The organism is Streptococcus sp. AM43-2AT, from assembly GCF_003603405.1.
In the GTDB taxonomy this organism is placed as follows: Bacteria; Bacillota; Bacilli; order Lactobacillales; family Streptococcaceae; genus Streptococcus; species Streptococcus ilei.
Genome location: NZ_QTND01000001.1, coordinates 890,567 through 914,798 on the forward strand (window position 1 = coordinate 890,567; position 24,232 = coordinate 914,798).

The window sequence follows — 24,232 nt, forward strand, 5'->3', positions numbered from 1 at the left end:
TTATCCTTGTTATACTCATTATATCAAAGTAGGTCGCAAAAAGTCTCAGACATAGTCCAACAAATAGCCGTAGCCCTTTTCTGCCATCTCTGCTTTAGGAATGAATTTAATTGACAAACTATTGATACAGTAGCGAAGACCACCTTTTTCCTTAGGTCCATCCGTAAAGACGTGGCCTAGATGGGAATTTCCTACTCGACTCCGAACCTCTGTCCGAGTCATATTGAAACTCTTATCTTCCTTGTAGGTTGCCACATCGGGACTGATCGGCCGGCTAAAACTTGGCCAACCACAACCGGAATCAAATTTATCTTTTGAGGAGAAGAGGGGCTCTCCTGTTACGACATCTACATAGATGCCCGCTTCAAACTTATCCCAATAGCGGTTAGAAAAAGCACGCTCTGTATCATTTTCTTGCGTCACTGCATATTCTTCGGGCGATAACTTCTTCTTGATCTCTTCATCGCTCGGCTTTGGATAGCGACTAGCGTCAATAACCGGATAAGAAGCTTGATTCACATCAATGTGACAATAGCCATTCGGATGTTTCTGTAGATAGTCCTGATGGTAGTCTTCCGCCTTGATATAATTAGCAAGTTCTTCTTTTTCTACAGCCAAAGGCTTATCATATTTCTTCGCCACTTCTTCAAATACTTGGTTTATGGTTGGCAAATCTGCTTGATCGGTGTAATAAACTCCTGTCCGATATTGACTGCCCTGATCATTTCCCTGACGGTTTTTTGATGTTGGATCAATAATCCGGAAATAGTGTAGAAGCAGTTCTTTCAAGGAAACCTTCTTGACATTATAGGTGATATGTACCGTTTCGGCATGCCCTGTTTGGTTGACCAGTTCATACTTGGTGGTATCCCCTTTTCCATTGGCATAACCTGATTCGGCATCAATGACACCTGGAACACGGGAAAAATACTCTTCCACACCCCAGAAGCAACCGCCAGCTAGATAGATTTCTCGTTGGTCTTCTGGATTGACTTTTTCTTCCTTCTTTTTGTTTGCTACTGGTGTCTGACTCATGGACGCTTTTTTGATCTGCTCAGTCGTCGCATCTGATGTATCCAAAGCCATCGATCCTTTGATAAGGAAAAAGAGTCCAAAACAAAGCAGGCCCACTAAAAGAACGGAAATGAGTTTCCATTTTGTTTCCATTTTATGTCCTCCTTACTTCATTTCTTTTAGAGTCTGGACGATGTCTTCCTTACTCATATAGCCGATATGGGTCTTGGCGAGAGTTCCATCGCTCGCAATAAAGAGAGCAGATGGATAAGAGCGAATCCCGTACTCTTTGAGCAAGTCGCCCTTACTATCCATCAAGACTGGGAAATCTTTGTAGTCCAAAGCCTGGTACCAATTTTTAAAGTCATCGGCTGATTTTTCCCCATTAAATGTCGGAGCGACAACAGTTAGAACTACATAATCTTTACCCTCCTCTGCCTTTGCTAAATCATTTGTGTCACCTAATGTTGAAAGACAGATTGAGCACCAGGAAGCCCAAAACTTGAGATAGACTTTCTTCCCTTTGTAATCTGATAAGCGGTAGGTCTTGCCGTCTACTCCTTGCAGGCTAAAATCCAGAACCTTCTTGCCAGCTTGCTCTGAACCTCCCGTTTTGGCTGTCTGCTTAGTCTCGCTTTTATTGGATGACTCCATCCCCTGGGCGGAGCAGGCCCCTAACAATCCAACACAGAAAAGTCCTGTCGCTATTAAGGCTATTTTTTTCATGTCTTCCTCCTCTCTAAATTGGGAGAAAGTCGCCCAAGCAGACGACCTCCTCTTCCTATTGTCCTTTATTGGTCTGATTTCATGTCAGATGAGTCACTCATGTCGTCCTTCATCTCTGAATCGCTCGATTTCATCTTATCTTCTTTCATGTCGTCTTTCATTTCAGAACTGCTGTCAGACATCATAGATGAATCTTTCATATCGTCTTTTTTCATTTTATCATCGGACATGGACGAATCCTTCATATCGTCCTTCTTCATCATACTACTATCGTCCGTTTTTTTCATATCTGAATCAGATTTTTTTCCTGAACAAGCTGCTAAAGTGACGATGCTAAGGGTAGCAATAGTAAGTGCAAGAATTTTTTTCATGATTTTTCTCCTTTAATCATTCAAGATTAGTGAAACAGGGATGCTAGGCTGTTGAGATTGCCCAGCATGAGCAAGATGCCCATCAAGACGATGAGAGCACCACCGATTTTTTTCAAGGTCCCCATATGAGGCTTGAGTTTGGCAAAGCGTTGCAAGACCCAGCCTGAAGCCAGGGCCAATAGTAGGAAGGGAAGAGCTAAGCCCAAGGTGTAAACCAGCATTAAGAGCGCTCCTTGTAGAGCACCATTTCCTCCAGAGGCCGCAAGCGCTAAAACGGAGCTCAATACAGGTCCGACACAAGGAGTCCACCCAAAACTAAAGGTCACTCCAATTAGAAAGGCATTGAAGAATTCGTTGCGTTTTTCGTCCTTCTTCAGTTGGATACTCTTTTGTTTTTGGAGTTGCCGAAGATTGATGAGGCCCATCTGATGGATTCCCAATAAGATGACAATCCCTCCTAGTAGGTAACGGAACCAGGGAGCATAGAGTACCTGACCCAGGGCACCTGCACCATAACCTAGGATGAGAAATACGGTTGATAGACCAGCAATAAAACAGAGGGTCTTGACCAAACCATACCAAGAAATATCTCTTCCAAAAATACGCACCGTTTTCTCATGCTCAGAATCTAATAAGATCCCTACATAGACTGGCATCAGCGGTAAAATACACGGAGAGAAAAAAGATAGAATCCCCGCTAAGAACACTGAAATGGAAAACAAACTATTTTCAATCATTTCAATTACCTCCCTTACTTTCTGACACTAGTATAAAGAAAAAATCTCTCTAAAAATAGAGAGATTGATATGCAAAAACTTGAATTTAATTGGGAGATGAATATCCCTATCTACCAACATCGAGGCTGGGACAAAAATCCTAGCCTCGATATTGTCTTTGGATTGTCGAGCAAGACGCAGTGGTTGAGTGGGCTCTACTACGCTGATTTCATCAGCTTTTACACCCCTACTCAACTGTGCGGAGGTGGGACGACGAAATCGAATTCTTACGAATTACCGATTTCTGTCCCACTCTCTTTTCGAGCAAGCTACTTTAATTCTTTTTCAAATAATCAATAGCATCCTGCAAGGTTTTGACAGGAACAATTTTCATCTTGGTCTTAATTTTCTTAGCTGTTTCTACCGCTTCGTCGTAGTTGCTCTTGGCATTCGGATTGTTCTTTTTAACTTCCTCTGTCACCGGATTATCAGGGGCAAAGAAGATTTCAGCACCAGCGCGATCTGCTGCTACGACTTTTTTATCCACTCCACCGATATCTCCGACAGTCCCATCATGGTTAATGGTCCCTGTCCCTGCGATATGGCGTCCCTGACGAAGGTCTGGATCTGCTACTTGGGTATAGATGGACAAACTAAACATCATCCCGGCACTTGGGCCACCGATGCCAGCTGTCGCAAACTCAATCGGCACGTCACTCTTCACTTCTGTCCGGTCAATCAAGCTAATCCCAATCCCATTCTTGCCATTGACCAACTTAATAATCTTTCCTTCAGCTGTCTTGGTCTGACCATCTTCTGTGTAGGTCACTGAGACCTTGTCCCCAATTTTTTGGGAACCAACATACTCGATGAGCTCTTTTGAGCTCTTGAAGGTTTTGTCATTCACAGCCGTAACCGTGTCCGCAATATTTAGAACGCCTTTAAAGGTAGAGTCTTCTGCTACTTGCATGACATAAACACCTAAGAATTCCATCTCTGTCTCTTTTCCAGCAGTTTTTAATCCTTGGTATTTGGCAGTATTTTGAGAGGTCTCCATATAAAATTGATTGATCCGGAAAAATTCCTCACTGGAACTGCCACCTGTCATTTCTTTTTCAGAGTGGATATCTGTAAAAGGAGTCACCCAGGCATAGACTATATCCGAGAAGGTCGCTTGCTTGACGGCAACAGTGACAAAATCATACGAACCAGATGCTTCATCATTTTTCTGGTTGACGCGCATCACTTGGCGAATATCTTCTGAACTCCCAGGCATTTCCAGATAATAGGGCAGGGGAACAAAGAAAGCTAACAAGGCCAGAATCAGAAGCAAAGTCCCAATAATCGGCCAGCGATAGGTTCTCCACACACTATCTTTTTTGCGTACAGGTTCAAATGGGCTTTCTGGTAACTGAGCCCTTTGTTTTTCAAATTCATTCATTCCTTTTATTTCATCTCCTTTATAACACTCTCTGGGACATAGGCACTGACATCTTGCTGGAAGGTCAGCAACTCGCGAATTCTCGTCGAGCTCAAGGCCTGGTACTGGGGCTGGGCACAGAGATAGATGGTCTCAAGCTCTGGAGCCAGCTGGTGATTGAAGTAGTCCATGTTGCTTTCATAGAGAAAGTCTTGGCTATTTCGCAAGCCTCGAACCAAGCTCGTCACTCCATACCGTCTAGCCACTTCTACAGCCAACTCTGCCTCTGAGATGATGACTCTTACATTGGACAAATGAGCTACTGCCTCTGTCACCATGGCCTCTCTTTGCTCAATGGTAAAATAGCCCTTCTTCTCATGATTAAAGAAGATGCCTACATACAAGCAATCAAACAAGCGACTAGCTCGCTCTATCAAATCCAAGTGTCCCAAGGTCATTGGGTCAAATGAACCTGTAAATAACCCGATTTTATCTGACATAAACCGTTACCTTACTAATTCCGTAGATTTTTTCTTTCCAGATTCCTAGACAGGCAATCTCCTCAGGCAAGTCTACTGCCTTGTCTGTCTCACAGACGACCATGACCTCTTCTCCCAGCAAATCTCGTTCAGCCAAGGTTTCAATATCGGCTACGATCTGCTCCTTGGCATAGGGAGGATCCAGGAAAACAAGGTCAAAGGTCCCCTGCAATTGGCCGAGAGCTTGGTGAGCCTCCATCTTCAGCAATTGAAACTTGTGGCTTTCCTTGGTCATTTGGATATTGCTGGCAATAATCCCTTGGGCTCTGCGGTCTTTCTCGACCAAGACAGCCTGCTCCATCCCACGCGATACCGCTTCGATGGACAAGCCGCCTGAGCCTGCATATAAATCCAAGACCCGCCCCCCATCAAAATAAGGACCAATCATATTAAACATAGCCCCTCTCACCTTATCTGAAGTGGGCCTCGTTGTCTTTCCTTCGAGCGTCTTAAGAGGACGCCCCCCATAGGTACCTGATACAATCTTCATAGAGATTATTATATCAAAATTTAGATAAAAGATACAAAAACACTCACCCTCTCCAATCTGAGATCTGCTGAAGCAAATCCCTTTCGCTGCCAAAGAAAAATCCTCTCACTTTTCTCTTGAAGTCCGAATTTATTTTTGCTATACTATATGTAACTTTTAAAACGTTACATAGGAGAACGCAGATGTTTGATGCAAAAAAATTAAAAGACCGGCGACTGGAGCTCGGCCTAACCCAAGCCCAGGTCTACGAATCCTTAGAGATTAGTCGCAAGACCTACTCTAGTTGGGAGAATGGCTTAGCAGAGCCACACGATAAAAATCTCAGGAGGTTGGCCAAGCGCCTCTCCGTTAAAGAGGACTACTTTGTCGACAAGAGCTCAGCGCTTTTCACCTACCCTTTATTAACCCCGCCCCATCAAAAAAAGGTCGATCTCTTGGCTAGCCAACTCTTAGCAGAGCAAGAAAAAGTGGTCTCTTTGGTCCCTTACCGTGTCCTCTCTATCGACTTGGCTGCCGGACATGGTCATACCTTTTATGACAATGAGACCGACTACGAGATCGTTTATTTCGACCAAGAGATCCAACACGACTTTGCCTCTTGGGTCTCTGGAGATTCTATGGAACCAAGCTATCCAAACGGTTCCGTTGCCTTGATGAAACAGACAGGATTTGACTATGATGGAGCGGTCTACGCCCTTATGTGGAACGGAAAGACCTATATCAAAAAAGTCTATCGGGAAGAGGAGGGCCTCCGCCTAGAGTCTATCAACCCAGCCTATGATGACCTCTTTGCACCCTACGAAGATGAACCAAAAATCGTTGGTATCGTGGTTGGCCACTTCCTCCCTCTGGAGGTCTAGACATGCTTTTTGATTATTCACGTGAGCCAAGGTCTGATATTGCTTTTGTGGATATGAAAAGTTTCTATGCCAGTTGTGAGTGTGTCCGCCTCGGCCTCAATCCCTTGACGACGTCTCTTTGTGTCATGAGTCGGAGCGATAATTCTGCTGGCCTCATCTTAGCTAGTTCCCCCGTTTTTAAGCAAGTCTTTGGAAAGAAAAATGTCGGGCGTAGCTACGATCTGCCCTTTGATCTCAAGACTAGGAAATTCAATTACTACTTGGCCCGTAAGCAAGGCCTCCCTACAGATCCATCCTTTGTCCACTATATCGAAAGTTGGGCCAAGCGTACCTTTATCGTGCCTCCTCGCATGAATGCCTATATCCAGGTCAACATGGAAATCCAGCAAGTCTTTCAAGAATTTGCTGCTCCAGATGATATCTACCCCTATTCCATCGATGAGGGATTTATCGATTTGACCAGCTCTCTCAACTACTTTATTCCTGATCCTCAGCTAGACCGACGCTCCAAGCTAGATCTCCTTTCTGCTCGGATCCAAAAGCGCATTTGGCAGCAAACTGGGATCTATGCTACTGTCGGGATGAGCAATGCCAATCCGCTCCTGGCCAAACTGGCTCTAGACAACGAAGCCAAGCACCAGAAAACCATGCGGGCTAACTGGTCTTACGAAGACGTCCCCAGTCGTGTCTGGCAGATAAAAAAACTAACTGATTTCTGGGGCATTGGCCATCGAACAGAAAAACGCCTGAACAAGCTCGGCATTCACTCCATCTATGAGCTGGCCCAGGCCAATCCAGACCAGCTCAAAAACGAATTTGGAGTCATGGGCGTCCAGCTCTGGTTTCATGCCCATGGGATTGATGAAAGCAATGTCCATCGCCCCTATCGGCCAAAGTCTCACGGTCTAGGAAATTCACAAATCCTTCCCCGTGACTACCACCGCCAAAGCGATATTGAATTGGTTTTTCGGGAGATGGCCGAGCAGGTCGCTATCCGCTTACGTCGGGAAAAGAAAAAGACCCAATTGGTCTCCATCCACGCCAGCTACTCCAAACAGGAACAGCTCCCTTCCATCCACTGCCAGCAAAAGATTGAGCCGACCAACTCTACCGCTCAATTAGGCAAGGAAGTCATCCAACTCTTTCGTTCCCACTACCAGGGAGGAGCCATCCGGCAGATCGGAGTCTTTTACGGGAAGCTCGTAGAGGAGAGCTTCCAGCTGATCTCCCTATTTGATGATCCTGAGGAAACTCAAAAAGAAGAATCCCTCCAAGAGACCATTGACCACATCCGTGACCGATTTGGCTTTGCTTCTCTACAGAAGGGATCTGCCCTATTAGAAAATTCACGCGCTCTGGCTCGAAGCAAACTGACCGGAGGCCACTCTGCAGGAGGTTTAGATGGCTTAGCATGATCGATCGTTCTTATCTCCCCTATCAGTCGGCACGGGACTTTCAAGACCGAGGCATGGCCAAGTGGGCTGGCTTCTTCCTCTCTGAGCATTCGACGGCCTTACAAACAAAGCACCTCTCCCTAGAAGAGCTCCGCCTCCTCTCAAGCGAAGAAATCCGTCGCCTTCTCGAGCAGGCTTACCAGCAAAAGTCTCCCCTATCCCTCTCTAGCCTCCAGGACAATCAAATTGCCGTCTACTACGGCCAGGTCTATAGCTTAAGCCCTACCGAAGTCCTCATTAAAAATGGCCAGCACTACCACTCTCTCCTTCTTTCGACTATTTTTTCTATTGAACCAGGAGATTCTAGCTATGAAACCAGCCCTGAATAAACACGAACTCCAATTCGATTATTTTTCAGACAATTACCAGCAGTTCGAGCATGATTTTTACCGCTTGGCAACGACTGCGACCCCCTTAGTCTTTTTAGAAGATGACCTGCTCCGTTCCATGTCGACAGGCCAGCGCAACTATTTCAGACTCCACCACACCCAGAGTCGCGACCATCGTGACCACTACTTTCACTTTCGCGTCTCCACCCATCCCCAATCCCCACTGACACGGATTTATACCTACCTAGGCCACAGCCTCACCACAGAATACAAAGCAACCTCCTAGAAAACTAGGAGGTTCTTTTATCATCTAGATGAAGAGGATTTCGCAACCCAACCAATCGCGTCTACAGGAGGATTGTCCACATCAATCCAGATGAAGTCAATGCCGATTTCACCGTTTTTGAATTTAGAGAGACGGATACCATTGATTTCTAGCTGAGACAATTTCTTACCCGTTAGGATCTCTCTGTCTTTTAACTGAAAGACCCCACGAAGGATCCAATTTCCAAGGATTTCTTGCTTATCAGTTGATTGAATGGCCTTCCCAGCTTCTTGGTTGATATAGGCAGTAATCACATCACCTGATGATAAAAATCGTAGCTTAAAGGTCCGTTCTTCTTTTGGGAGCGCGAGTTTACTAGTACCTGGCTCAAACTTTCCAATCCCTTTACCAAAAAAGTCTGGACGCTCCTCATGGAAATGTTTGGAGTCTGGAAGAGGGATATACACTTCACTAACCGGACGATACACCAGCTGTTCAATTTCTTTAATGAGCTTTTCGTTCCCTGTCTCGTGTGCAAAGCGAATCAAGTCCTCACGAATGGACTTCATCTGAGCTTTTTCTTCCTTGGTAGACCATTTTTTCAAGAGGATTTCTTCCAAAGAGAAGATTACAAAAGCAAGTTCTTCTGGAGCAAGACTATCTTTAAACTTATTCTGAATCTTTAAAATCCGTGGCAAGCGATCTTTCTTCGCCAACTTTGAACCACCATTAAAAGCGTTAAAGCCAGAATTTTCTTCTACATTTCCATGCTTATCTGTGATCACCCACGACACCGTCTCAAGAATCTCCGAATCACTTTTTTCCGAGGTCAATAAATGAAGGTGTTCAAAAAGATAAAAGGGATCTTCGACATAATTCACATCCCAGGTATCAACTACAATCTCCTTATTCCTAAAGGTCATATGGAGCTGACTATCTGCAGCCGTGTATTTGTAATCATGCTGGCCATCTGTAAAACGAAAATTTGTAGGATTGTTCTTAGTTGTAGAACCCAGAATCTTGAGATGATCTAGGTCAACAGGCAGATAAGTTGTCTCTCCTACATGGATCTGAGGCTTGTGTCCTTTGGAAGTCGGCATCAAGACATGATAGACGGCTTCTACATGACTAGAATCAGAATGGAATCCTTTTATGAGGGCTTTTGAAGATTCAATCCGTTGATTTCGCAAGGTCGCAATCTCACGGGCCAGTTTTTCATAGCGAGCACGATTTTCTTTATCAGCTGTCTCCTTATCCGGTGAAATATCAGCATGAAATCGAATTTCACTCAACAACTCATTCCAAGACTGCGAATCTTTCTTGAACTGAGCAATCTTTTGATCCCCTGAGTCCAAGCCAAAGGATTTAATCCCAACCAAATACTTATGTTGCTCATCAACGACAAGCGAAGCATCATAGGAGGTATTGGCAATGTCCTCACCAACCGCATGAAAAGCCTTTTGGAAAACAGTCTCTTGGAATTTTGAATTGACAATCGGAGCGACATGGCTCTCTCGATCATCAGTATCTTCACCCTCTGCTTTTTGAGAGAAAGCCTCACTCAGACTAGCAAAGTTGGTAATGAGAGTCTTATATTTCTCTTTTTGTTCTTGTTTTAGGTGTTCCCACATCATTCAATCCTCACTTCTTATTTAAGTATATCAAAAGAAGACTAGTTTTTCACTAGTCCCCTTACTTATATAATTCGTTAAATAATGCTGTAAAACTCAAAATTTCCACGTTTTTTTACCAATCTGAAATAATCTTCATCAGATAAAATTGCAAGACCATCCTCATAGGAGGCAATCTTCTTCTCTGCTTCCTCATAAGAGGAGACAAAATCTTTCACATAAGACTGGCCTTCAAATTGACCATTCATCTTTGTGTAGATAATGGCAAATTTTCCTGAGCGATCCAATTGAGACGGCCCATTGCTCTCATTAAGGGCAAAAGCAATCCGCTCTGCGATGCGTTTAATCACAGGAACAACCACACTATTTCCAGCTTGTTTATAAAGTTGACCATTGGAAACACCCTCAGGTAACTTAAAGGTCTTTGGATAACCTTGTACATTAAAAGTTTCCTTCGGTGTTAACTTACGAATCTCCCCGCTGTCAGTCAGGATCAACGGGACATTGTGCCCGCCTGTTCCCATATTAGCTGTTAGGGTTGGAACAACACCGTTTTTATTCTCACGAACATATTGACGACGCCACTGGTAGACCGTATCTTGACTGGTCACATTAGCCTTGAGGTCAGCGTAGAAATTCTGCTTGCCTTCTCGATAATAGTAGGCCTCATCTGTCTTAGCACCAAAATCAATGACATCGCCCAAAGTCGTAGTCAGCTTGATTTCCTCAGGGAATTCAAACAAGTCGTAGGCTTCTTTAGTATCAAAACCAACAATGTAAATCCGCTCACGGTTTTGTGGGATATTTCCGTAGTCTTTCCCGTTGAGAACCTTCCACTTGATGAAGTAGTTGTTCTCCGTCAAGGCTTCACGAATAACCTTGAAGGTATTGCCATGGTCATGACCGACCATATTTTTGACGTTTTCGATGAAGATAGCTCGAGGTTTACGCCCTTCAATCATGCGAAGCAACTCAAAGAAAAGATCCCCACGATCATCATCAAATCCCTTGCGGTAACCCGCAATACTAAAGGCCTGGCAAGGGAACCCTCCCATAATCACATCCACACGCTCAGCTGGAATGTCTTCCGGCTGCACCGCATGAATATCACGACTATCCAAATGCGTATTTGGATAATTTAAACGATAAGTCTGACGCGCATACTTATCAAATTCATTGGCATACACCACTCTGAACTCGTTGGTCTGTTCAAATCCCAACTCAATTCCCCCAACACCTGAGAAGAAGGCTGCAATGTTGTACTTCTCAGAGCGGTTCGAACTTACAGAATTTGTCATGTAGTAACCTGCTTTCTAAAAATGAAAGTTAAACCATGTTTAACCCTTATTCAATTTTTTTAATAAAATCTTATAAAGTTTGCTAATTTTTTCTTTTGATTCTGATTTGAATTTATCGTATTTTTCATTATCATCAACAGTATTTAACTTTCTAGAATAGTAGTCCTCTACCTCCATGATATACTCTGTAAGTTTTTTATAAAATTTCTTGTCAGTGAATTTATAAAAACTAGATTTTTTTCTAAGATTTTTTAAAATATTTGTCATCTCAGTAATACCAGTTAATTTAATTCTATCATTAGTATGAATATAGTTTATATCAGATTCAGCTTTTGGTATCGTAAACTGCATATATTTGAAATATATATCTTGAAAAATTTTAGAGTTTTTTTCTCTCTTCAATTTTATATTCTCAAAAATTAAACTAATCACAAAAGTAACAACTGATAATATAATAGCTATTGCTGATAAAATATTACTCCACACGTCTATTCAATAGCCTCCTCGATAGAGTAGTCTAAATCCTCATTTTCAAAAACCAGAGTATACTTAGATTCAACTCCTTTTTTACCAATTTTCTCAAGTTCTTCTTTAAATAGACCTTGAAAAAAAGATGAAGCTACGTTTTCGATTTCAGGTGGAAAAATTAATTTAATTTTATCCTCATCCTGTATATATGGCTTTACTTGGTTATTAAAAACTTCTTTTCCTTCTGGGTTACCAGCCAAGCTTATATATGTTTTTTTAAAAGTTAACTTTATTTCTTTCATCTTCACCATCCTTTTTTTCCAAAACAAAATTCAAATTATAACCAACTCCAGGTAAATATATTTTTGATTTAGAATATACTTCCTTTTCTGGTTTTGCAGACTGAAAGTCCGAATTCGAGAATGAGACGTAACCTTGCGAATCTTCATTCAATAACTTATGATGAAACTTCACTAACTCATGTCCACTCATTATATAGCAATAGTTGCTTTCCGAATAATCTATAATCGATTTAAGAAGTTTAGTACTCCCTCTACCCCCACTAATCATTGTATCTTCTCTACCTGATATTTCATGCTGTAATGAAGCAATAATCCAAAAAATATTTTCGGTATACTCCTGATTAAAGAAGGCTTCATGTATATTATAAATCCTCTTTATATCCTGATACCTTTCACCTATTTTACGAGGATGAGCCTGTATGATTTTATTTTTTACTAAATCACCCATTTTAATTTCAGAAAAGTTTAATATAACGACATTTAGTGCTGAGAAATTTCTATCAGGTTTTTGAACATGAATAAAACTATCAGAATAATCTATATCTACTAAGCAGTCAGATTTCCCGTGTTCGATAGCATTTCCTACTAGTTCTCCAATAGTATTAGAAATAGAAAACAAAATTTTTTTATCGTCAATTATAAATAAATTTTTTAAAAAATTTACTACTGTAGAGGAAAAAGACGAGAGGTCATTATTAGAAGTTACCCACAATCTCAAATGTGTACGAGTAATTTTTACTTGAAATTCCTTCAAAAATTTTTCAAGCGAGTAATTTCCATTGGGCGGATTTAAGTATTTTATAGGTGAATCATAGATTCCTGAGGATACCACATTCCTAGTTACCTGTAGATAGACCGATACCACGAAACCTTGACTAATTAAATAAAAACAGATGCATTCGAAATAAATGTAAGACAATTTATCTTGCAATTCTATAGAATCAAAATTAAATTCTATATTTCTGATTAGTTTAGGTTTTTGAATAATCGATGTTGAAAAAGAAATAATCGAAGACAATAACTCTGCATTGAAATTTTTAATCTTTGTTCTAAAGGAATAATATTTTTTCCCCTTATTATCTTTCTCTAATCGAAGTTTATAGCTAGAACAATCAGAGAAAATCAAATCTATATTTTGACTCATAGAACATTATCCCAACTTCTTCATCTCATCAATACGTGCTACGGTCGCATCGTATTTAGCTTGGTAGTCGGCTTGTTTGTCGCGTTCTTTTTGGACGACTTCTGGTTTGGCATTGGCTACGAAGCGTTCGTTAGAGAGTTTCTTGCCGACCATATCCAGTTCTTTTTGCCATTTAGCCAGTTCCTTGTCGAGGCGAGCCAGTTCTTCTTCGACATTGAGGAGGTCTGCGAGAGGCAAGTAGATTTCTGCTCCTGTGATGACGCTTGACATCGCGAGTTCAGGTGCAGGGATGGTTGATACAATTTCCAAGTGTTCTGGATTTGTGAAGCGCTTGATGTAGTTGACATTGCTGTTAAAGAAGGCTTCCAAGTCGCTATCGCTTGTCTTGACAAGGATTGTGATAGGCTTGCTTGGTGCTACGTTTACTTCTGCACGCGCATTACGAACAGCACGGATCAAGTCTTTGAGGCTTTCCACACCTGTGTGAGCCACCAAGTCTTCAAAGGCTGGGTTGACAGTTGGGTATGCTGCTGTCACGATAGAGCCTTCTGAGATTTGTCCAAAGATTTCCTCTGTCACGAATGGCATGATTGGGTGAAGGAGACGAAGGATCTTGTCTAAAGTGTAAAGGAGAACAGAACGTGTGATAACTTTCTCTTCTTCGTTGTCACTATAAAGGACTTCCTTGGTCAATTCAACGTACCAGTCCGCAAACTCATCCCAGATGAAGTTGTAGAGGATGTGGCCAGCTACACCAAATTCAAACTTATCAAAGTTTTCAGTGACTTTTCCGATAGTTTCATTGAGGTTGTGGAGAATCCAGCGGTCAGTGACATTTCCAGCTTCCTTATTGACAACTTTTTCGACATTAGCAGTTGCCTGCTCAAGGGTCAAGCCTTCATTGTTCATGAGGATGTAGCGAGAGATGTTCCAGATCTTGTTAATGAAGTTCCATGAAGCATCCATTTTCTCGTAAGAGAAGCGCACGTCTTGACCTGGTGCAGAACCGTTTGAAAGGAACCAGCGAAGGGCATCGGCACCGTATTTCTCGATGACATCCATCGGGTCAATTCCGTTACCAAGAGATTTCGACATCTTGCGTCCTTGCTCGTCACGGATAAGACCGTGGATCAGAACGTTTTGGAATGGCTGACGGCCAGTGAATTCCAAAGATTGGAAGATCATACGAGACACCCAGAAGAAGATGATATCGTAACCTGTTACCAAGGTTGAAGTTGGGAAGTAACGTTTGAAGTCTTCTGAGTCGACATCAGGCCAGCCCATAGTTGAGAATGGCCAAAGGGCAGAACTGAACCAAGTGTCCAAGACGTCTTCGTCCTGAGTCCATCCGTCACCTTCTGGAGCTTCTTCACCGACATACATTTCACCCTCAGCATTGTACCAAGCAGGGATTTGGTGGCCCCACCAGAGCTGACGTGAGATTACCCAGTCGTGGACATTTTCCATCCATTGGAGGAAGGTATCGTTGAAACGAGGTGGGTAGAATTCAACCTTATCCTCTGTGTCTTGGTTGGCGATGGCGTTCTTAGCCAATTGGTCCATCTTGACGAACCATTGCGTAGACAAGCGTGGCTCAACCACTACACCTGTACGCTCTGAGTGACCAACACTGTGGACACGTTTTTCGATTTTAACGAGGGCACCGATTTCTTCCAACTTGGCAACGACTGCCTTACGAGCTTCAAAACGATCCATACCTGCAAATTCAAAGGCAAGCTCATTCATAGTTCCATCGTCATTCATAACGTTGACTTGTGGCAAGTTATGGCGTTGACCAACTAAGAAGTCGTTAGGATCGTGGGCAGGTGTGATTTTCACGACACCTGTACCAAACTCAGGATCAGCGTGCTCATCTCCAACGATTGGAATCAATTTATTAGCGATTGGAAGAACGACATGTTTACCAATCAAGTCCTTGTAGCGTGGGTCTTCTGGATTGACCGCAACGGCGACGTCCCCAAACATAGTCTCAGGACGAGTTGTCGCTACTTCAAGGGCGCGTGGGCCATCTTCCAGCATGTAGTTCATGTGGTAGAAGGCACCTTCGACATCCTTGTGGATCACCTCGATATCAGAAAGGGCTGTGCGAGCTGCTGGGTCCCAGTTGATGATAAACTCACCACGGTAGATCCAGCCTTTTTTGTAAAGGTCCACAAAGACCTTGCGAACGGCTTTTGACAAACCTTCGTCAAGAGTGAAACGCTCACGAGAGTAGTCTACAGAGAGCCCCATCTTGCCCCATTGTTCCTTGATGGTAGTGGCATATTCGTCTTTCCATTCCCAGACTTTCTCGAGGAATTTTTCACGACCCAGGTCGTAACGGCTAATGCCCTCACCACGCAAGCGCTCCTCAACCTTAGCCTGAGTCGCAATCCCCGCATGGTCCATCCCTGGAAGCCAAAGCGTATCAAAACCTTGCATACGTTTTTGACGGATGATGATATCTTGCAAAGTTGTATCCCAAGCATGACCAAGGTGGAGTTTCCCAGTTACATTTGGTGGTGGAATCACGATCGAATAAGGCTTAGCCTTTTTATCGCCAGAAGGCTTGAAAACATCCGCATCAAGCCATTTTTGGTAACGCCCAGCCTCAACCTCGGCTGGATTGTATTTAGGTGAAAGTTCTTTAGACATGTGTTTGTCCTTTCTCTATTGTTTTCATTTTTTCTTGAATCTGCTTTGCAACTTCTTCTGCAGACAAATTCGTATTATTTATTTTAAAGTAGTGGTGCAACTCATTTGGTTGAAATTGAGAATTAAATTGAAGTGTTTCAGTGGTCTCTAAAATTTCTCTTTCAGATACCTCAATATGTCGTTTTAAGGGTTTGTGCTTTAATCGATTCTCCGTTCGATTTCGACGTAAGCGCTCTTCAAGACTTGTTTCCAACTCAACAAAAAGAATCTCTTGATGATAATCATCCAACAAATTCTGAATTTCCTTTAAATACATCAGATTGTACTGATTTGAAAAGTCAATTACGCCTGTTAAAATCACCGACCGATGATTCCTGGCGCTTGTCCCAAGAAAAGAAAAGTAAATTCCACGAACAAATTCCCACATTTCCTCTGTAAAATCTTGATAGATTTCGAGGGCAAAATCAATGGGTTGATGGTTGAAAAAGAGAGTCGCGCCGGTGAGTTTCGAAAGTTCCTGACCAATGGTCATTTTCCCTGAAGCTGGAGCTCCAATGATGAAAACATGCATCAATCCACCTCCCACTCACTCTTCAACAAGCCGTATATCAGACTATCACAACGGTTTCCCTGGGCATCTTTGCGATCCCTTATGCGAGCTTCAAGGGTAAAGCCAAGTTTCTCAGCGACTCGTTGACTTTGGAGATTGTAGCCAAAGCAAGTCAGTTCTATCTTGTGAAGATCCAGATCTTTAAAAGCTAAGTCAATCAAGGTACGCGCCGCTTCGGGTACATAACCTCGCCCCCAATAGTCTGGGTGCAAGGTATAGCCAATCTCCAGCACATCGTCTGCGTGGCGATGGTTGAAATCAACAGAGCCGATGAGCTTATCCGTCCCTTTGACTACAATTCCGTAACCCGCTGGGAGATTATCTTTTTGATTGCGCTCGGGAAGGATATGTTCTAGGTAATAAATCTCATCTTCCAAGGTCTTGACGGGTGGAAAGCCTGCTGGATAGGAAACTTCTGGCAGACTAGCGTAGGCATGGATATCCTCAGCATCCGCCACTGTACGGACTCGCAGGACCAGACGTTCCGTTTTGATTCGTTCTGGTAACTCTGCTCTTGTCATCTTCCTCCCTCGCTTTCTACAAAAAAACGTCCCTGCCATCAATCTGACAGGGACGAATGTGTTTATCCGCGGTACCACCCAATTTCGGGCCCTTGCCCGCAACTTTGTTTATTTCATTTTCATCCATTAGCAACTAGTTTTGACACATTTGTGGACTTCTCAGCACCGCCACTTTCTGTAAAATGTGGAATTCAAAACACCTCTAACAGGTTCATTTTATCAAGTTTTCCCGGAAATAGCAAGAAATCACAAAAGCGATTATTTAAACTTGACACCAAGTTCTTGCAATTTTTTGATAGTTGCTGGGCCGATTCCTTTAAGGGCCAACAACTCTTTCTCTGTCCAGTTTGCGAAGTCCGCAACAGAGCGAATACCTTCATCATAGAATGTTTGCGCACGATCAAGGGCTACACCTTCCAAGCTTGCAGCGAATTCTTCCACTGAAGAAGCTACTTGTTTCACTTCTTTCGCTGCTGCTTTTGCTGCTTTCTCAACTTTTTTAGGTGCCTCTTTAACGGCTGCTCCTACAGTTGCGACAGCTTTTTTCAAAAGATGTCTATTTTGATGTTTGTATTGTTTCGCACGGTTAACGTTCTTCTTTGCCATTTTTCCTCCTACGTATCCAGTGATCAATCCCTAAGGCAACAAGGTTTCATCACCAATATTACTTTCAATAATTCGTTGATGTCTGTTCAACTTTTTTATTGTAACACAATCCCTCGAAAAATCAAGTCATTGCACTATTTTCAGCCAAATCCAGCTAGTCAAAAGCCTTTACAGAGAGCCTTTAATAGGTTCTCTCTCCAAACAAGCCATCTGGAAGATCGTGGAAACTTTTCCCTTCGTGGTAGTTGGCAAACTTCCCTTGAAGGAATTGATAGGCATCCAAGCGACTCTCATAGCGGATCATAGCTTCCTTGGCCCGCTCGTCCTGATCCTCTTCATAGACCTTCTTGCTTTCTGTCAGGGCCATCTCATTGATCATGACCTGGGTCTTGATCCAAGCCTCAAATTCTTTCATAAATTCTTTTTCGTAGCTCATTCTTACTCCAATCCTCTATAAAATTCACTATCGATCTCCCGATAGGGTTGGATATCCTGGACATATTCCAAGACACCTTGAAATTCTCCCGCTTCATCGCGCACTGCTGCATAGGTAACATGGACAAATTTCCCACGTGATTCTGATTTGAACCACATTTCATACTTGTCTTTTTTCCCCTCTCGAAGCCCCTGCATGATTGCTTTGACCTTCTCCAAGTATTTTGGCGGGTGACACAGTTCGACATGGCGTCCTACCTGCGACGGCGTCCGTTTGAAAATCATCTCTTCAAAAGGCGCTGCATCATTGTAATATTGGAAAATATCATCCTTATTAACAAAGGTGATCTCCATCGGTAGATGGTTCAAGATCAAGTTAGCCTGCTCCACAGAGAGGAAGCCGTGGCCAAAAGCCTGTGGTTGCTGACGGTCGAAGCTCTCTTCTTTTTTCTTAGGGGTGAAGGTAATGGTCAACTGCCCCTCTGGAGTCTCAATGACCTGTCGCTGCTCGCCTCCATTTGAAGAAGGAAGGGCTTCACCTGAAGCTTCTGTCTCAATTACTCCTTCTTCCTTGAAGTCCACACGTTTCGGCACCCATTTCTCACTCGGAATGATGATGGCATACCCATAGGCATCACTTTCTTCCGCGATGGAGAGCCAATCATCCTGAGTAAAGGCCTCCAGCAAAATCATCAAGAGGATGGACTCTTCCTTGAAGATCATGGCCTCAAACTCTTGCGCAAAGGCTTCAAATCGCTCTTTGACTTCCGAAATGGCACAATTAGGAAGTTCCTTAGCCACTTCCAAGGCTTTCGCAAAGAGGTCTCTAATCTGGTCATCTACCCCCCACATGACTTTGGGAGGGGAATCATGTCCATAGCGTTCCATAATAGGAAACATCAACTCTTCCTTGCGGCGGTAATGCCGATCAAATTGACCCACCAAGCCTAGCTGACGCAACAAGCCTTTGTGAATCTCCTGGATCATCTCAGGATCCTCTGTCGTCTCATAATTATCCAGCAAACGACGGACCCGCATCATAGCCGCCCGAAGGGCCAGGTTCTCCTGTTTAAAGATCTGAACCGGATGGCCTGGATGGTCAGTATCTGCTACTTCAACCCCTTGTACAGCGTTCTTAAAGAGATTGGCATGGACATCACAAAGCTCCATGACATCCTCAAAGGTAATGCCTGCATCAGAGTTCATCAGCTCATGCTCCATGAGGGAAATCTCAATCGCAGACACCCCGCTAAAGGTCGCATCAAAGCGCTCTTGGACCGACTCAGGAGAGGCTCCATGATGAAGATCTAATAAGATGTCTCTCAAGACATGAATTCGTTCATCGCTCATTAGTCTAGCCCCACTACTTCATAGCCATTGGCCTCTAATGTTCGCACAATCTTCTCCATGGGCGTACCTTCTAATTTTGATCCTTGTTTCAAAGAAACCTTGCGCCCAACTGTATTGCGCATGATCGGATTGGCTAAGGGTTTAAAGCCCAATTCCACCAACAAGTCTAATACTTCCGGATGTTGATCAATGACTTGAGCAACTGGAATCGATACATCAATTTTATTGTCCATCTCTCACTCTCACATTTCTTCTCTCATCTTAGCTCCTGGGAAACTAAGATTCCTCCTGGGGAAGCTCCTCAGCCCTCTGATTGGCCCGTTCTTCTCCCCACCAAAAGGGCATCAATTCTCCCAGAGTAATAGTCTTCCGACTCTCATAATCGACCATAAACTCCAACTGGCTATTGGCTGGATCAAGTTCCATTAAGAACTCTCGACAAGCCCCACAAGGCATTCCAGATCCGCCACCATAAGGTGGTCGATCTCGGAAGGCTAAAATTCGTTTCACCTTGGTTTGACCAGATGCTTGGTACATATTAAAGAGAGCCGCTCGTTCTGCACACAAATGGAAGACTCCACAGGTCCCTTCCATACAAAAGCCTGTATAGATTTGCCCATCCTCTGCCTCAATAGCCGCAACCACGTGTTGCGCATAGACAAAATCAGATACTTCATGGGGACGATAGAGGGCCTTGGCCTTTTCATACATGATTTCCCAAATATCCATTGTTGATTCCTGTTCTATTAAGCTTTCTTGACTAACTTCACCACAGCTTCTGTCCGAGCTGTATGGGGAAACATATCTACTGACTGGATGTAGACAACATCATACACCTTGGTCAAGTCTACAAGGTCTCGCGCCAAGGTCGAAACATTACAAGAGACATAGACCATCTTTTGAGGGGCATAGCGCAACAAAGTATCAATCAATTGAACCCCCAGTCCTGTCCGTGGTGGATCCACAATGACTGCATCCGCACGATAGCCTTCTTTGTACCAGCGAGGGATGATTTCCTCAGCCGTCCCCGCTTCGTAGTGTGTGTTATCAAATCCCATCTGCTTAGCATTGTACTTGGCATCCTCAATCGCTTCAGGGATAATGTCCATCCCCCGTACACTCTTGACCTTGTCCGCAAAGGCGAAACCAATGGTCCCAACACCACAGTAGGCATCAATCAAATGATCCTCTGGTGATACATCTAAGGCCTTGACAGCCTCACTATAGAGGACTTCGGTTTGCTCAGGATTTAACTGGTAAAAGGCCCGAGGAGACAAGGAAAAATCATAATCCAAGACCCCTTCTCGGATGGTCTCCTGTCCCCATATAATCTGCGTCTTCTCCCCATAAATCTCGCTTGATTTAGAAGTGTTCAGATTGACTGCCACCGTTACAATTTCAGGGTATTTTTCTACTAGGTCTGCGACCAAGTTTGTTAAATTAATTTGTCGACTCGTCACCACGATCATTTGGACCTGACCAGACTTGCGAGCCCGGCGTACCATGATGGTTCGAACTCCCAATTGCTTCCGATCATCTGAAATCGGAATCTGGTAGTAGGTCAATAGCTCAGCTACGTGATTAGCAATTTCCTGAATGACCGGATCCTGGACCAGACAGTCCCTTAATTCCACCAAATAATGGGAATTTTGAGCGTATAAACCAGCCTTTACCTGCCCCTTAAATTTACGCGTCTGAAATTGGAGCTTGGCCCGATAATACTGAGGTTTTTTCATCCCAAGCGTCGGATGAATCAGATAGTTTTCATACCCTTTAGGAGCATATTTTTTTAAGGCCTGTTGCAATAAGTCTGTTTTGAACTCCAACTGCTTGCTGTACTTCAGATGCATGATTTGGCAGCCCCCACAGGTCTCGTAAATATCACAGGTTGGCGTTACCCGATACTTGGAAGCCTTGTTGACGGACAAGAGCTTGGCTTCTGCAAAATTCTTCCGAATCGCCGTAATTTGGCAAAAGACATCTTCACCCTTTAAAGCCCCAGGCACAAAGACCAAGGTCTTCTTGTAAAAGCCAATCCCTTCACCATTAATTCCCATTCGCTTGATTTTCAAAGGAATTCTTTGTTTAACTTTTAAATCCATATGTCTATTATACCATGTAGTTTCTCATTCGTTTAGAATATGATAGAATTGAAAAGAAAAACAAGGAATCAGGGACCATTTCTCAAAAGGACTACGAATAATATAAAGAGAAAGACTGATCATTTACCATAATAAAACACGAACGAAACAGGAAACCTATGAAAATTACCAAATTAGAAAAGAAGAAACGTCTCTACCTTCTAGAGCTGGATCAAGCCGAATCCCTCTACATTACAGAAGACACCATCGTCCGCTTCATGCTCTCACGAGACAAGGAAATTAGCCAGGAAGAACTCAAGGAAATTCAAACCTTTGCCCAGCTCTCCCATGCTAAAAACTTGGCCCTCTATCACCTTTCCTTTAAGGCACGAACAGCTCGTGAGGTTCGCGACTACTTAATCAAGCACGAAATCGACGAATCTACCATCGAAACCGTCATTAACACCCTAAAAGAAGACAAATGGATCGATGACTTGGCCTATACTCGTGCTATCTTTCAATCCAATCACCTCTCAGGAGACAAGGGCCCCTATCTCCTCAAGCAAAAGCTCATTCAAAAAGGTGTCTCTTCCCACTATATCGACCAAATCACCTCAGAATTTGATTTTTCCGAGGTGGCTAAACGAACTGCCCAGAAACTGGCTAAGCAATACGTTAAGAAACTTCCACCAAGAGCCTTAAAAGATAAAATCACACAAACTCTTATCAATAAAGGCTTTAGTTATGAAGTTGCCAAGCAAGCCTATCACCAATTAGATATCGAACAAGACGAGGAACAAACTCTTGACCTGATTATGAAGGAACTAGAAAAACAGCACCGGAAATACTCCCGAAAATACGAGGGCTACGAGCTTAAACAACGCCTCACTCAAGCCCTTGCGCGCAAGGGATACGACTACTCAGACATTTCTACAGCACTTCGCGAATTCCTTTAAATAAAAAATCACATGAAAATCCCTTATTTTCATGAAAATATGATACAATATAGAGGATGTACTTAGATTGTAGAAAGTTGGTAAGTTATGAAACTACCTAAAGAAGGCGACTTTATTACAATTCAAAGTTATAAACATGATGGAAGTCTCCACCGAACCTGGCGGGACACCATGGTACTAAAAACTACGGAAAACGCACTTATCGGCGTCAATGATCATACTCTCGTTACAGAGAGCGATGGTAGAAGATGGATTACACGAGAGCCAGCAATCGTCTACTTTCATAAGAAGTACTGGTTTAATATCATTGCTATGATCCGAGATAATGAAGTATCCTATTATTGTAATCTTGCCAGTCCTTATTATATGGACCAAGAGGCACTAAAGTATATTGATTATGATCTTGATGTCAAAGTCTTTCCAGATGGTGATAAGAAACTGCTGGACGTAGAAGAATACGAACAGCACAAACGCAAAATGAACTATTCAGATGACATTGACTTTATCCTAAAAGAAAATGTCAAAATCCTTGTAGACTGGATTAACAACCAGTTAGGTCCATTCTCTGAGGAATACATTAAAATTTGGTACAACCGTTATGTTGAACTGCGAAATAAATAAAGTTGAAAAGAGCGAAAGCTCTTTTTTTCGAACTTAATACTTGCAATATCCAAGTAAAACAAGTACTATGTACTTAATAAAAACAGGAAGGGAGACACTATGGCGTTTACAAATACAAGAGGCCGCTATGCAAGTTTTGGGGTCGTAACCAGCTTACCGGATGATATCATCGATAGTTTCTGGTTTGTCATTGACAACTACCTTAAACATGTCTATCCCTTAAATCCCGTTTTAAAATTTGAACTCATCAATCGAAAAGGGAAAACAACCCTGCGCTTCAGTCAAAAAGACTTCCCCTTAGAAATCGCTGTAGATTTCCTTATCCCTTTCGACCCTTACTACCCAAGACAAGTCAGAATCGTTGATAACAAAGGACGAGAAACCATCATGCTGATTGATGAATACCAACTCTTATAAAATAAAAGGCCTAATGGCCTTTTTTCTTTACAAAACAAAAAAGGTCATATGACCTTTCAATAATATCGGGAAGACAGGATTCGAACCTGCGACACCTTGGTCCCAAACCAAGTACTCTACCAAGCTGAGCTACTTCCCGAACTAAAGCTTACGCTTTATGCACCCTAGAGGAGTCGAACCTCTAACCGCCTGATTCGTAGTCAGGTACTCTATCCAGTTGAGCTAAGGGTGCTCGTTCTTATTCTATTCTTACATAGTCTTGCGACCATGCACCCTAGAGGAGTCGAACCTCTAACCGCCTGATTCGTAGTCAGGTACTCTATCCAGTTGAGCTAAGGGTGCTTCTTCTCCAACCTAAGTCTATGCCGAGGACCGGAATCGAACCGGTACGATCGTTACCAATCGCAGGATTTTAAGTCCTGTGCGTCTGCCAGTTCCGCCACCCCGGCCTCCTCAAGCGAACGACGGGATTCGAACCCGCGACCCCCACCTTGGCAAGGTGGTGTTCTACCACTGAACTACGTTCGCATCTGTTTCTTTATATAAAAAAATGCCGGCTACATGACTTGAACACGCGACCCTCTGATTACAAATCAGATGCTCTACCAACTGAGCTAAGCCGGCTCATTATTATTCCTTTATGCGGGTTAAGGGACTTGAACCCCCACGCCGTAAAGCGCCAGATCCTAAATCTGGTGCGTCTGCCAATTCCGCCAAACCCGCTATAATGACCCGTACTGGGCTCGAACCAGTGACCCATTGATTAAAAGTCAATTGCTCTACCAACTGAGCTAACGAGTCGTATCATTATCTTCTAGAAACTATGTTCCTACGGTCCCGACGGGAATCGAACCCGCGATCTTCGCCGTGACAGGGCGACGTGATAACCGCTACACTACGGGACCTATGGGAGTTAACGGGATCGAACCGCTGACCCTCTGCTTGTAAGGCAG

At 43.2% G+C, this 24,232-nt stretch carries 28 protein-coding genes and 9 tRNA genes; 7 read left to right on the top strand and 30 right to left on the bottom strand.

What is annotated here, in order from left to right:
* Positions 1–45: 45 nt before the first annotated feature.
* From msrB to rsmD, 7 genes are all read right to left on the bottom strand, one after another.
* A complete protein-coding gene (gene msrB / locus DW930_RS04460) occupies positions 46–1,167 on the bottom strand; it encodes a peptide-methionine (R)-S-oxide reductase MsrB (RefSeq protein ID WP_123159436.1) in 1,122 nt (373 codons plus the stop codon).
* A 12-nt stretch (positions 1,168–1,179) separates the two neighbouring features.
* Positions 1,180–1,740, bottom strand: a complete 561-nt coding sequence (locus tag DW930_RS04465) for a TlpA disulfide reductase family protein (protein WP_123159437.1) — start codon at positions 1,738–1,740, stop codon at positions 1,180–1,182.
* 65 nt (positions 1,741–1,805) lie between these two features.
* Positions 1,806–2,111, bottom strand: a complete 306-nt coding sequence (locus tag DW930_RS04470) for a hypothetical protein (RefSeq protein WP_023026435.1) — start codon at positions 2,109–2,111, stop codon at positions 1,806–1,808.
* A 26-nt stretch (positions 2,112–2,137) separates the two neighbouring features.
* Positions 2,138–2,848 carry a thiol-disulfide oxidoreductase-associated membrane protein CcdA2 gene (ccdA2, locus tag DW930_RS04475; RefSeq protein ID WP_023022423.1) on the bottom strand — a complete coding sequence of 237 codons (711 nt, stop codon included), beginning with the start codon at positions 2,846–2,848 and terminating at the stop codon, positions 2,138–2,140.
* A gap of 313 nt (positions 2,849–3,161) precedes the next feature.
* Positions 3,162–4,196, bottom strand: coding sequence for a SepM family pheromone-processing serine protease (locus DW930_RS04480; RefSeq protein ID WP_172605109.1), 1,035 nt, complete (start codon positions 4,194–4,196; stop codon positions 3,162–3,164).
* Positions 4,197–4,273: 77 nt separating this feature from the next.
* Positions 4,274–4,747 carry a pantetheine-phosphate adenylyltransferase gene (gene coaD, locus DW930_RS04485; protein WP_117745081.1) on the bottom strand — a complete coding sequence of 158 codons (474 nt, stop codon included), beginning with the start codon at positions 4,745–4,747 and terminating at the stop codon, positions 4,274–4,276.
* Positions 4,737–5,276, bottom strand: coding sequence for a 16S rRNA (guanine(966)-N(2))-methyltransferase RsmD (gene rsmD, locus DW930_RS04490; RefSeq protein WP_123159467.1), 540 nt, complete (start codon positions 5,274–5,276; stop codon positions 4,737–4,739). Before rsmD ends, coaD begins: the two co-directional genes overlap by 11 nt.
* A gap of 182 nt (positions 5,277–5,458) precedes the next feature.
* On the opposite strand from rsmD, the gene DW930_RS04495 reads away from it, so the two are divergent.
* Genes DW930_RS04495 through DW930_RS04510 form a run of 4 tightly spaced genes read left to right on the top strand, consistent with a single transcriptional unit; the run spans position 5,459 to position 8,205 of the window.
* Positions 5,459–6,136 (top strand): XRE family transcriptional regulator, encoded by a 678-nt coding sequence (locus DW930_RS04495; protein ID WP_123159439.1) that lies wholly within the window; start codon positions 5,459–5,461, stop codon positions 6,134–6,136.
* A gap of 2 nt (positions 6,137–6,138) precedes the next feature.
* Entirely contained in the window at positions 6,139–7,551 is a 1,413-nt protein-coding gene (locus DW930_RS04500; RefSeq protein WP_123159440.1) for a Y-family DNA polymerase, read from the top strand.
* Positions 7,548–7,919 (top strand): hypothetical protein, encoded by a 372-nt coding sequence (locus tag DW930_RS04505; RefSeq protein ID WP_123159441.1) that lies wholly within the window; start codon positions 7,548–7,550, stop codon positions 7,917–7,919. Before DW930_RS04500 ends, DW930_RS04505 begins: the two co-directional genes overlap by 4 nt.
* Positions 7,900–8,205 carry a DUF5960 family protein gene (locus DW930_RS04510; protein ID WP_023026420.1) on the top strand — a complete coding sequence of 102 codons (306 nt, stop codon included), beginning with the start codon at positions 7,900–7,902 and terminating at the stop codon, positions 8,203–8,205. The genes DW930_RS04505 and DW930_RS04510 overlap by 20 nt, the downstream gene beginning before the upstream one ends.
* Positions 8,206–8,225: 20 nt before the next feature.
* Here DW930_RS04510 and DW930_RS04515 read toward each other — a convergent pair whose 3' ends face one another.
* The 14 genes from DW930_RS04515 to rlmD form a co-directional block, all read right to left on the bottom strand.
* Positions 8,226–9,815, bottom strand: a complete 1,590-nt coding sequence (locus DW930_RS04515) for a hypothetical protein (RefSeq protein ID WP_123159442.1) — start codon at positions 9,813–9,815, stop codon at positions 8,226–8,228.
* A gap of 77 nt (positions 9,816–9,892) precedes the next feature.
* On the bottom strand, positions 9,893–11,113 hold the full coding sequence (locus tag DW930_RS04520) for a DNA cytosine methyltransferase (RefSeq protein ID WP_123159443.1): 1,221 nt from the start codon (positions 11,111–11,113) through the stop codon (positions 9,893–9,895).
* A 39-nt stretch (positions 11,114–11,152) separates the two neighbouring features.
* Entirely contained in the window at positions 11,153–11,599 is a 447-nt protein-coding gene (locus DW930_RS04525; RefSeq protein ID WP_123159444.1) for a hypothetical protein, read from the bottom strand.
* Between the two features lie 2 nt (positions 11,600–11,601).
* Positions 11,602–11,883 (bottom strand): DUF4325 domain-containing protein, encoded by a 282-nt coding sequence (locus DW930_RS04530; RefSeq protein ID WP_123159445.1) that lies wholly within the window; start codon positions 11,881–11,883, stop codon positions 11,602–11,604.
* Positions 11,858–13,027, bottom strand: a complete 1,170-nt coding sequence (locus tag DW930_RS04535) for a hypothetical protein (protein WP_123159446.1) — start codon at positions 13,025–13,027, stop codon at positions 11,858–11,860. Before DW930_RS04535 ends, DW930_RS04530 begins: the two co-directional genes overlap by 26 nt.
* 6 nt (positions 13,028–13,033) lie before the next feature.
* Entirely contained in the window at positions 13,034–15,682 is a 2,649-nt protein-coding gene (locus DW930_RS04540; RefSeq protein WP_123159447.1) for a valine--tRNA ligase, read from the bottom strand.
* On the bottom strand, positions 15,675–16,253 hold the full coding sequence (locus tag DW930_RS04545; protein ID WP_123159448.1) for an AAA family ATPase: 579 nt from the start codon (positions 16,251–16,253) through the stop codon (positions 15,675–15,677). Before DW930_RS04545 ends, DW930_RS04540 begins: the two co-directional genes overlap by 8 nt.
* Positions 16,253–16,813 carry a GNAT family protein gene (locus tag DW930_RS04550; RefSeq protein ID WP_207801599.1) on the bottom strand — a complete coding sequence of 187 codons (561 nt, stop codon included), beginning with the start codon at positions 16,811–16,813 and terminating at the stop codon, positions 16,253–16,255. Before DW930_RS04550 ends, DW930_RS04545 begins: the two co-directional genes overlap by 1 nt.
* Before the next feature lie 258 nt (positions 16,814–17,071).
* Positions 17,072–17,419, bottom strand: a complete 348-nt coding sequence (locus DW930_RS04555) for a helix-hairpin-helix domain-containing protein (RefSeq protein WP_023026407.1) — start codon at positions 17,417–17,419, stop codon at positions 17,072–17,074.
* 181 nt (positions 17,420–17,600) lie between these two features.
* On the bottom strand, positions 17,601–17,855 hold the full coding sequence (locus tag DW930_RS04560; protein ID WP_023022387.1) for a DUF1912 family protein: 255 nt from the start codon (positions 17,853–17,855) through the stop codon (positions 17,601–17,603).
* A gap of 2 nt (positions 17,856–17,857) precedes the next feature.
* Positions 17,858–19,204 carry a DUF438 domain-containing protein gene (locus tag DW930_RS04565; protein ID WP_023022385.1) on the bottom strand — a complete coding sequence of 449 codons (1,347 nt, stop codon included), beginning with the start codon at positions 19,202–19,204 and terminating at the stop codon, positions 17,858–17,860.
* A complete protein-coding gene (locus tag DW930_RS04570; protein ID WP_006596822.1) occupies positions 19,204–19,437 on the bottom strand; it encodes a DUF1858 domain-containing protein in 234 nt (77 codons plus the stop codon). Before DW930_RS04570 ends, DW930_RS04565 begins: the two co-directional genes overlap by 1 nt.
* Before the next feature lie 43 nt (positions 19,438–19,480).
* Positions 19,481–19,933: a cytidine deaminase gene (locus tag DW930_RS04575; RefSeq protein WP_023022383.1), complete on the bottom strand. Its 453-nt coding sequence runs from the start codon at positions 19,931–19,933 to the stop codon at positions 19,481–19,483.
* 17 nt (positions 19,934–19,950) lie between these two features.
* Entirely contained in the window at positions 19,951–21,306 is a 1,356-nt protein-coding gene (rlmD, locus tag DW930_RS04580; protein ID WP_123159450.1) for a 23S rRNA (uracil(1939)-C(5))-methyltransferase RlmD, read from the bottom strand.
* Between the two features lie 158 nt (positions 21,307–21,464).
* Here rlmD and recX point away from each other — a divergent pair, with 158 nt between their 5' ends.
* The 3 genes from recX to DW930_RS04595 all read left to right on the top strand — a co-directional run bounded on the left by recX (position 21,465) and on the right by DW930_RS04595 (position 23,279).
* The gene (recX, locus tag DW930_RS04585; RefSeq protein WP_123159451.1) at positions 21,465–22,241 is read left to right on the top strand and encodes a recombination regulator RecX; all 777 of its coding nucleotides are present in this window, start codon (positions 21,465–21,467) and stop codon (positions 22,239–22,241) included.
* Positions 22,242–22,328: 87 nt separating this feature from the next.
* Entirely contained in the window at positions 22,329–22,862 is a 534-nt protein-coding gene (locus tag DW930_RS04590; RefSeq protein ID WP_006596828.1) for a DUF402 domain-containing protein, read from the top strand.
* Between the two features lie 99 nt (positions 22,863–22,961).
* Complete coding sequence (locus tag DW930_RS04595; RefSeq protein ID WP_023022377.1) at positions 22,962–23,279, top strand: DUF960 domain-containing protein; 318 nt, start codon at positions 22,962–22,964, stop codon at positions 23,277–23,279.
* Positions 23,280–23,344: 65 nt separating this feature from the next.
* Here the strand turns inward: DW930_RS04595 and DW930_RS04600 are convergent.
* The 9 genes from DW930_RS04600 to DW930_RS04640 form a co-directional block, all read right to left on the bottom strand.
* Positions 23,345–23,418: transfer RNA gene (locus DW930_RS04600), tRNA-Pro, on the bottom strand.
* A 19-nt stretch (positions 23,419–23,437) separates the two neighbouring features.
* Positions 23,438–23,511: transfer RNA gene (locus DW930_RS04605), tRNA-Arg, on the bottom strand.
* 36 nt (positions 23,512–23,547) lie between these two features.
* Positions 23,548–23,621, bottom strand: a tRNA-Arg gene (locus DW930_RS04610).
* 21 nt (positions 23,622–23,642) lie between these two features.
* Positions 23,643–23,728, bottom strand: a tRNA-Leu gene (locus tag DW930_RS04615).
* 7 nt (positions 23,729–23,735) lie between these two features.
* Positions 23,736–23,807: transfer RNA gene (locus DW930_RS04620), tRNA-Gly, on the bottom strand.
* A 23-nt stretch (positions 23,808–23,830) separates the two neighbouring features.
* Positions 23,831–23,903, bottom strand: a tRNA-Thr gene (locus tag DW930_RS04625).
* A gap of 17 nt (positions 23,904–23,920) precedes the next feature.
* Positions 23,921–24,002 (bottom strand) — tRNA-Leu (locus DW930_RS04630).
* A 5-nt stretch (positions 24,003–24,007) separates the two neighbouring features.
* Positions 24,008–24,080, bottom strand: a tRNA-Lys gene (locus DW930_RS04635).
* A 31-nt stretch (positions 24,081–24,111) separates the two neighbouring features.
* Positions 24,112–24,184 (bottom strand) — tRNA-Asp (locus DW930_RS04640).
* Between the last annotated feature and the right edge of the window lie 48 nt (positions 24,185–24,232).

Bases quoted from the DNA above. Each gene is read 5' to 3' on its own strand.
- ccdA2 (WP_023022423.1), bottom strand. From the start codon at position 2,848: ATGATTGAAAATAGTTTGTTTTCCATTTCAGTGTTCTTAGCGGGGATT.
- DW930_RS04530 (WP_123159445.1), bottom strand. From the start codon at position 11,883: ATGAAAGAAATAAAGTTAACTTTTAAAAAAACATATATAAGCTTGGCT.
- msrB (WP_123159436.1), bottom strand. From the start codon at position 1,167: ATGGAAACAAAATGGAAACTCATTTCCGTTCTTTTAGTGGGCCTGCTT.
- DW930_RS04505 (WP_123159441.1), top strand. From the start codon at position 7,548: ATGATCGATCGTTCTTATCTCCCCTATCAGTCGGCACGGGACTTTCAA.
- coaD (WP_117745081.1), bottom strand. From the start codon at position 4,747: ATGTCAGATAAAATCGGGTTATTTACAGGTTCATTTGACCCAATGACC.
- DW930_RS04540 (WP_123159447.1), bottom strand. From the start codon at position 15,682: ATGTCTAAAGAACTTTCACCTAAATACAATCCAGCCGAGGTTGAGGCT.
- DW930_RS04545 (WP_123159448.1), bottom strand. From the start codon at position 16,253: ATGCATGTTTTCATCATTGGAGCTCCAGCTTCAGGGAAAATGACCATT.
- DW930_RS04590 (WP_006596828.1), top strand. From the start codon at position 22,329: ATGAAACTACCTAAAGAAGGCGACTTTATTACAATTCAAAGTTATAAA.
- DW930_RS04520 (WP_123159443.1), bottom strand. From the start codon at position 11,113: ATGACAAATTCTGTAAGTTCGAACCGCTCTGAGAAGTACAACATTGCA.
- DW930_RS04555 (WP_023026407.1), bottom strand. From the start codon at position 17,419: ATGGCAAAGAAGAACGTTAACCGTGCGAAACAATACAAACATCAAAAT.
- DW930_RS04515 (WP_123159442.1), bottom strand. From the start codon at position 9,815: ATGTGGGAACACCTAAAACAAGAACAAAAAGAGAAATATAAGACTCTC.
- DW930_RS04570 (WP_006596822.1), bottom strand. From the start codon at position 19,437: ATGGACAATAAAATTGATGTATCGATTCCAGTTGCTCAAGTCATTGAT.
- recX (WP_123159451.1), top strand. From the start codon at position 21,465: ATGAAAATTACCAAATTAGAAAAGAAGAAACGTCTCTACCTTCTAGAG.
- rlmD (WP_123159450.1), bottom strand. From the start codon at position 21,306: ATGGATTTAAAAGTTAAACAAAGAATTCCTTTGAAAATCAAGCGAATG.
- DW930_RS04470 (WP_023026435.1), bottom strand. From the start codon at position 2,111: ATGAAAAAAATTCTTGCACTTACTATTGCTACCCTTAGCATCGTCACT.
- DW930_RS04565 (WP_023022385.1), bottom strand. From the start codon at position 19,204: ATGAGCGATGAACGAATTCATGTCTTGAGAGACATCTTATTAGATCTT.
- DW930_RS04465 (WP_123159437.1), bottom strand. From the start codon at position 1,740: ATGAAAAAAATAGCCTTAATAGCGACAGGACTTTTCTGTGTTGGATTG.
- rsmD (WP_123159467.1), bottom strand. From the start codon at position 5,276: ATGAAGATTGTATCAGGTACCTATGGGGGGCGTCCTCTTAAGACGCTC.
- DW930_RS04550 (WP_207801599.1), bottom strand. From the start codon at position 16,813: ATGACAAGAGCAGAGTTACCAGAACGAATCAAAACGGAACGTCTGGTC.
- DW930_RS04535 (WP_123159446.1), bottom strand. From the start codon at position 13,027: ATGAGTCAAAATATAGATTTGATTTTCTCTGATTGTTCTAGCTATAAA.
- DW930_RS04560 (WP_023022387.1), bottom strand. From the start codon at position 17,855: ATGAGCTACGAAAAAGAATTTATGAAAGAATTTGAGGCTTGGATCAAG.
- DW930_RS04575 (WP_023022383.1), bottom strand. From the start codon at position 19,933: ATGGATATTTGGGAAATCATGTATGAAAAGGCCAAGGCCCTCTATCGT.
- DW930_RS04510 (WP_023026420.1), top strand. From the start codon at position 7,900: ATGAAACCAGCCCTGAATAAACACGAACTCCAATTCGATTATTTTTCA.
- DW930_RS04495 (WP_123159439.1), top strand. From the start codon at position 5,459: ATGTTTGATGCAAAAAAATTAAAAGACCGGCGACTGGAGCTCGGCCTA.
- DW930_RS04595 (WP_023022377.1), top strand. From the start codon at position 22,962: ATGGCGTTTACAAATACAAGAGGCCGCTATGCAAGTTTTGGGGTCGTA.
- DW930_RS04500 (WP_123159440.1), top strand. From the start codon at position 6,139: ATGCTTTTTGATTATTCACGTGAGCCAAGGTCTGATATTGCTTTTGTG.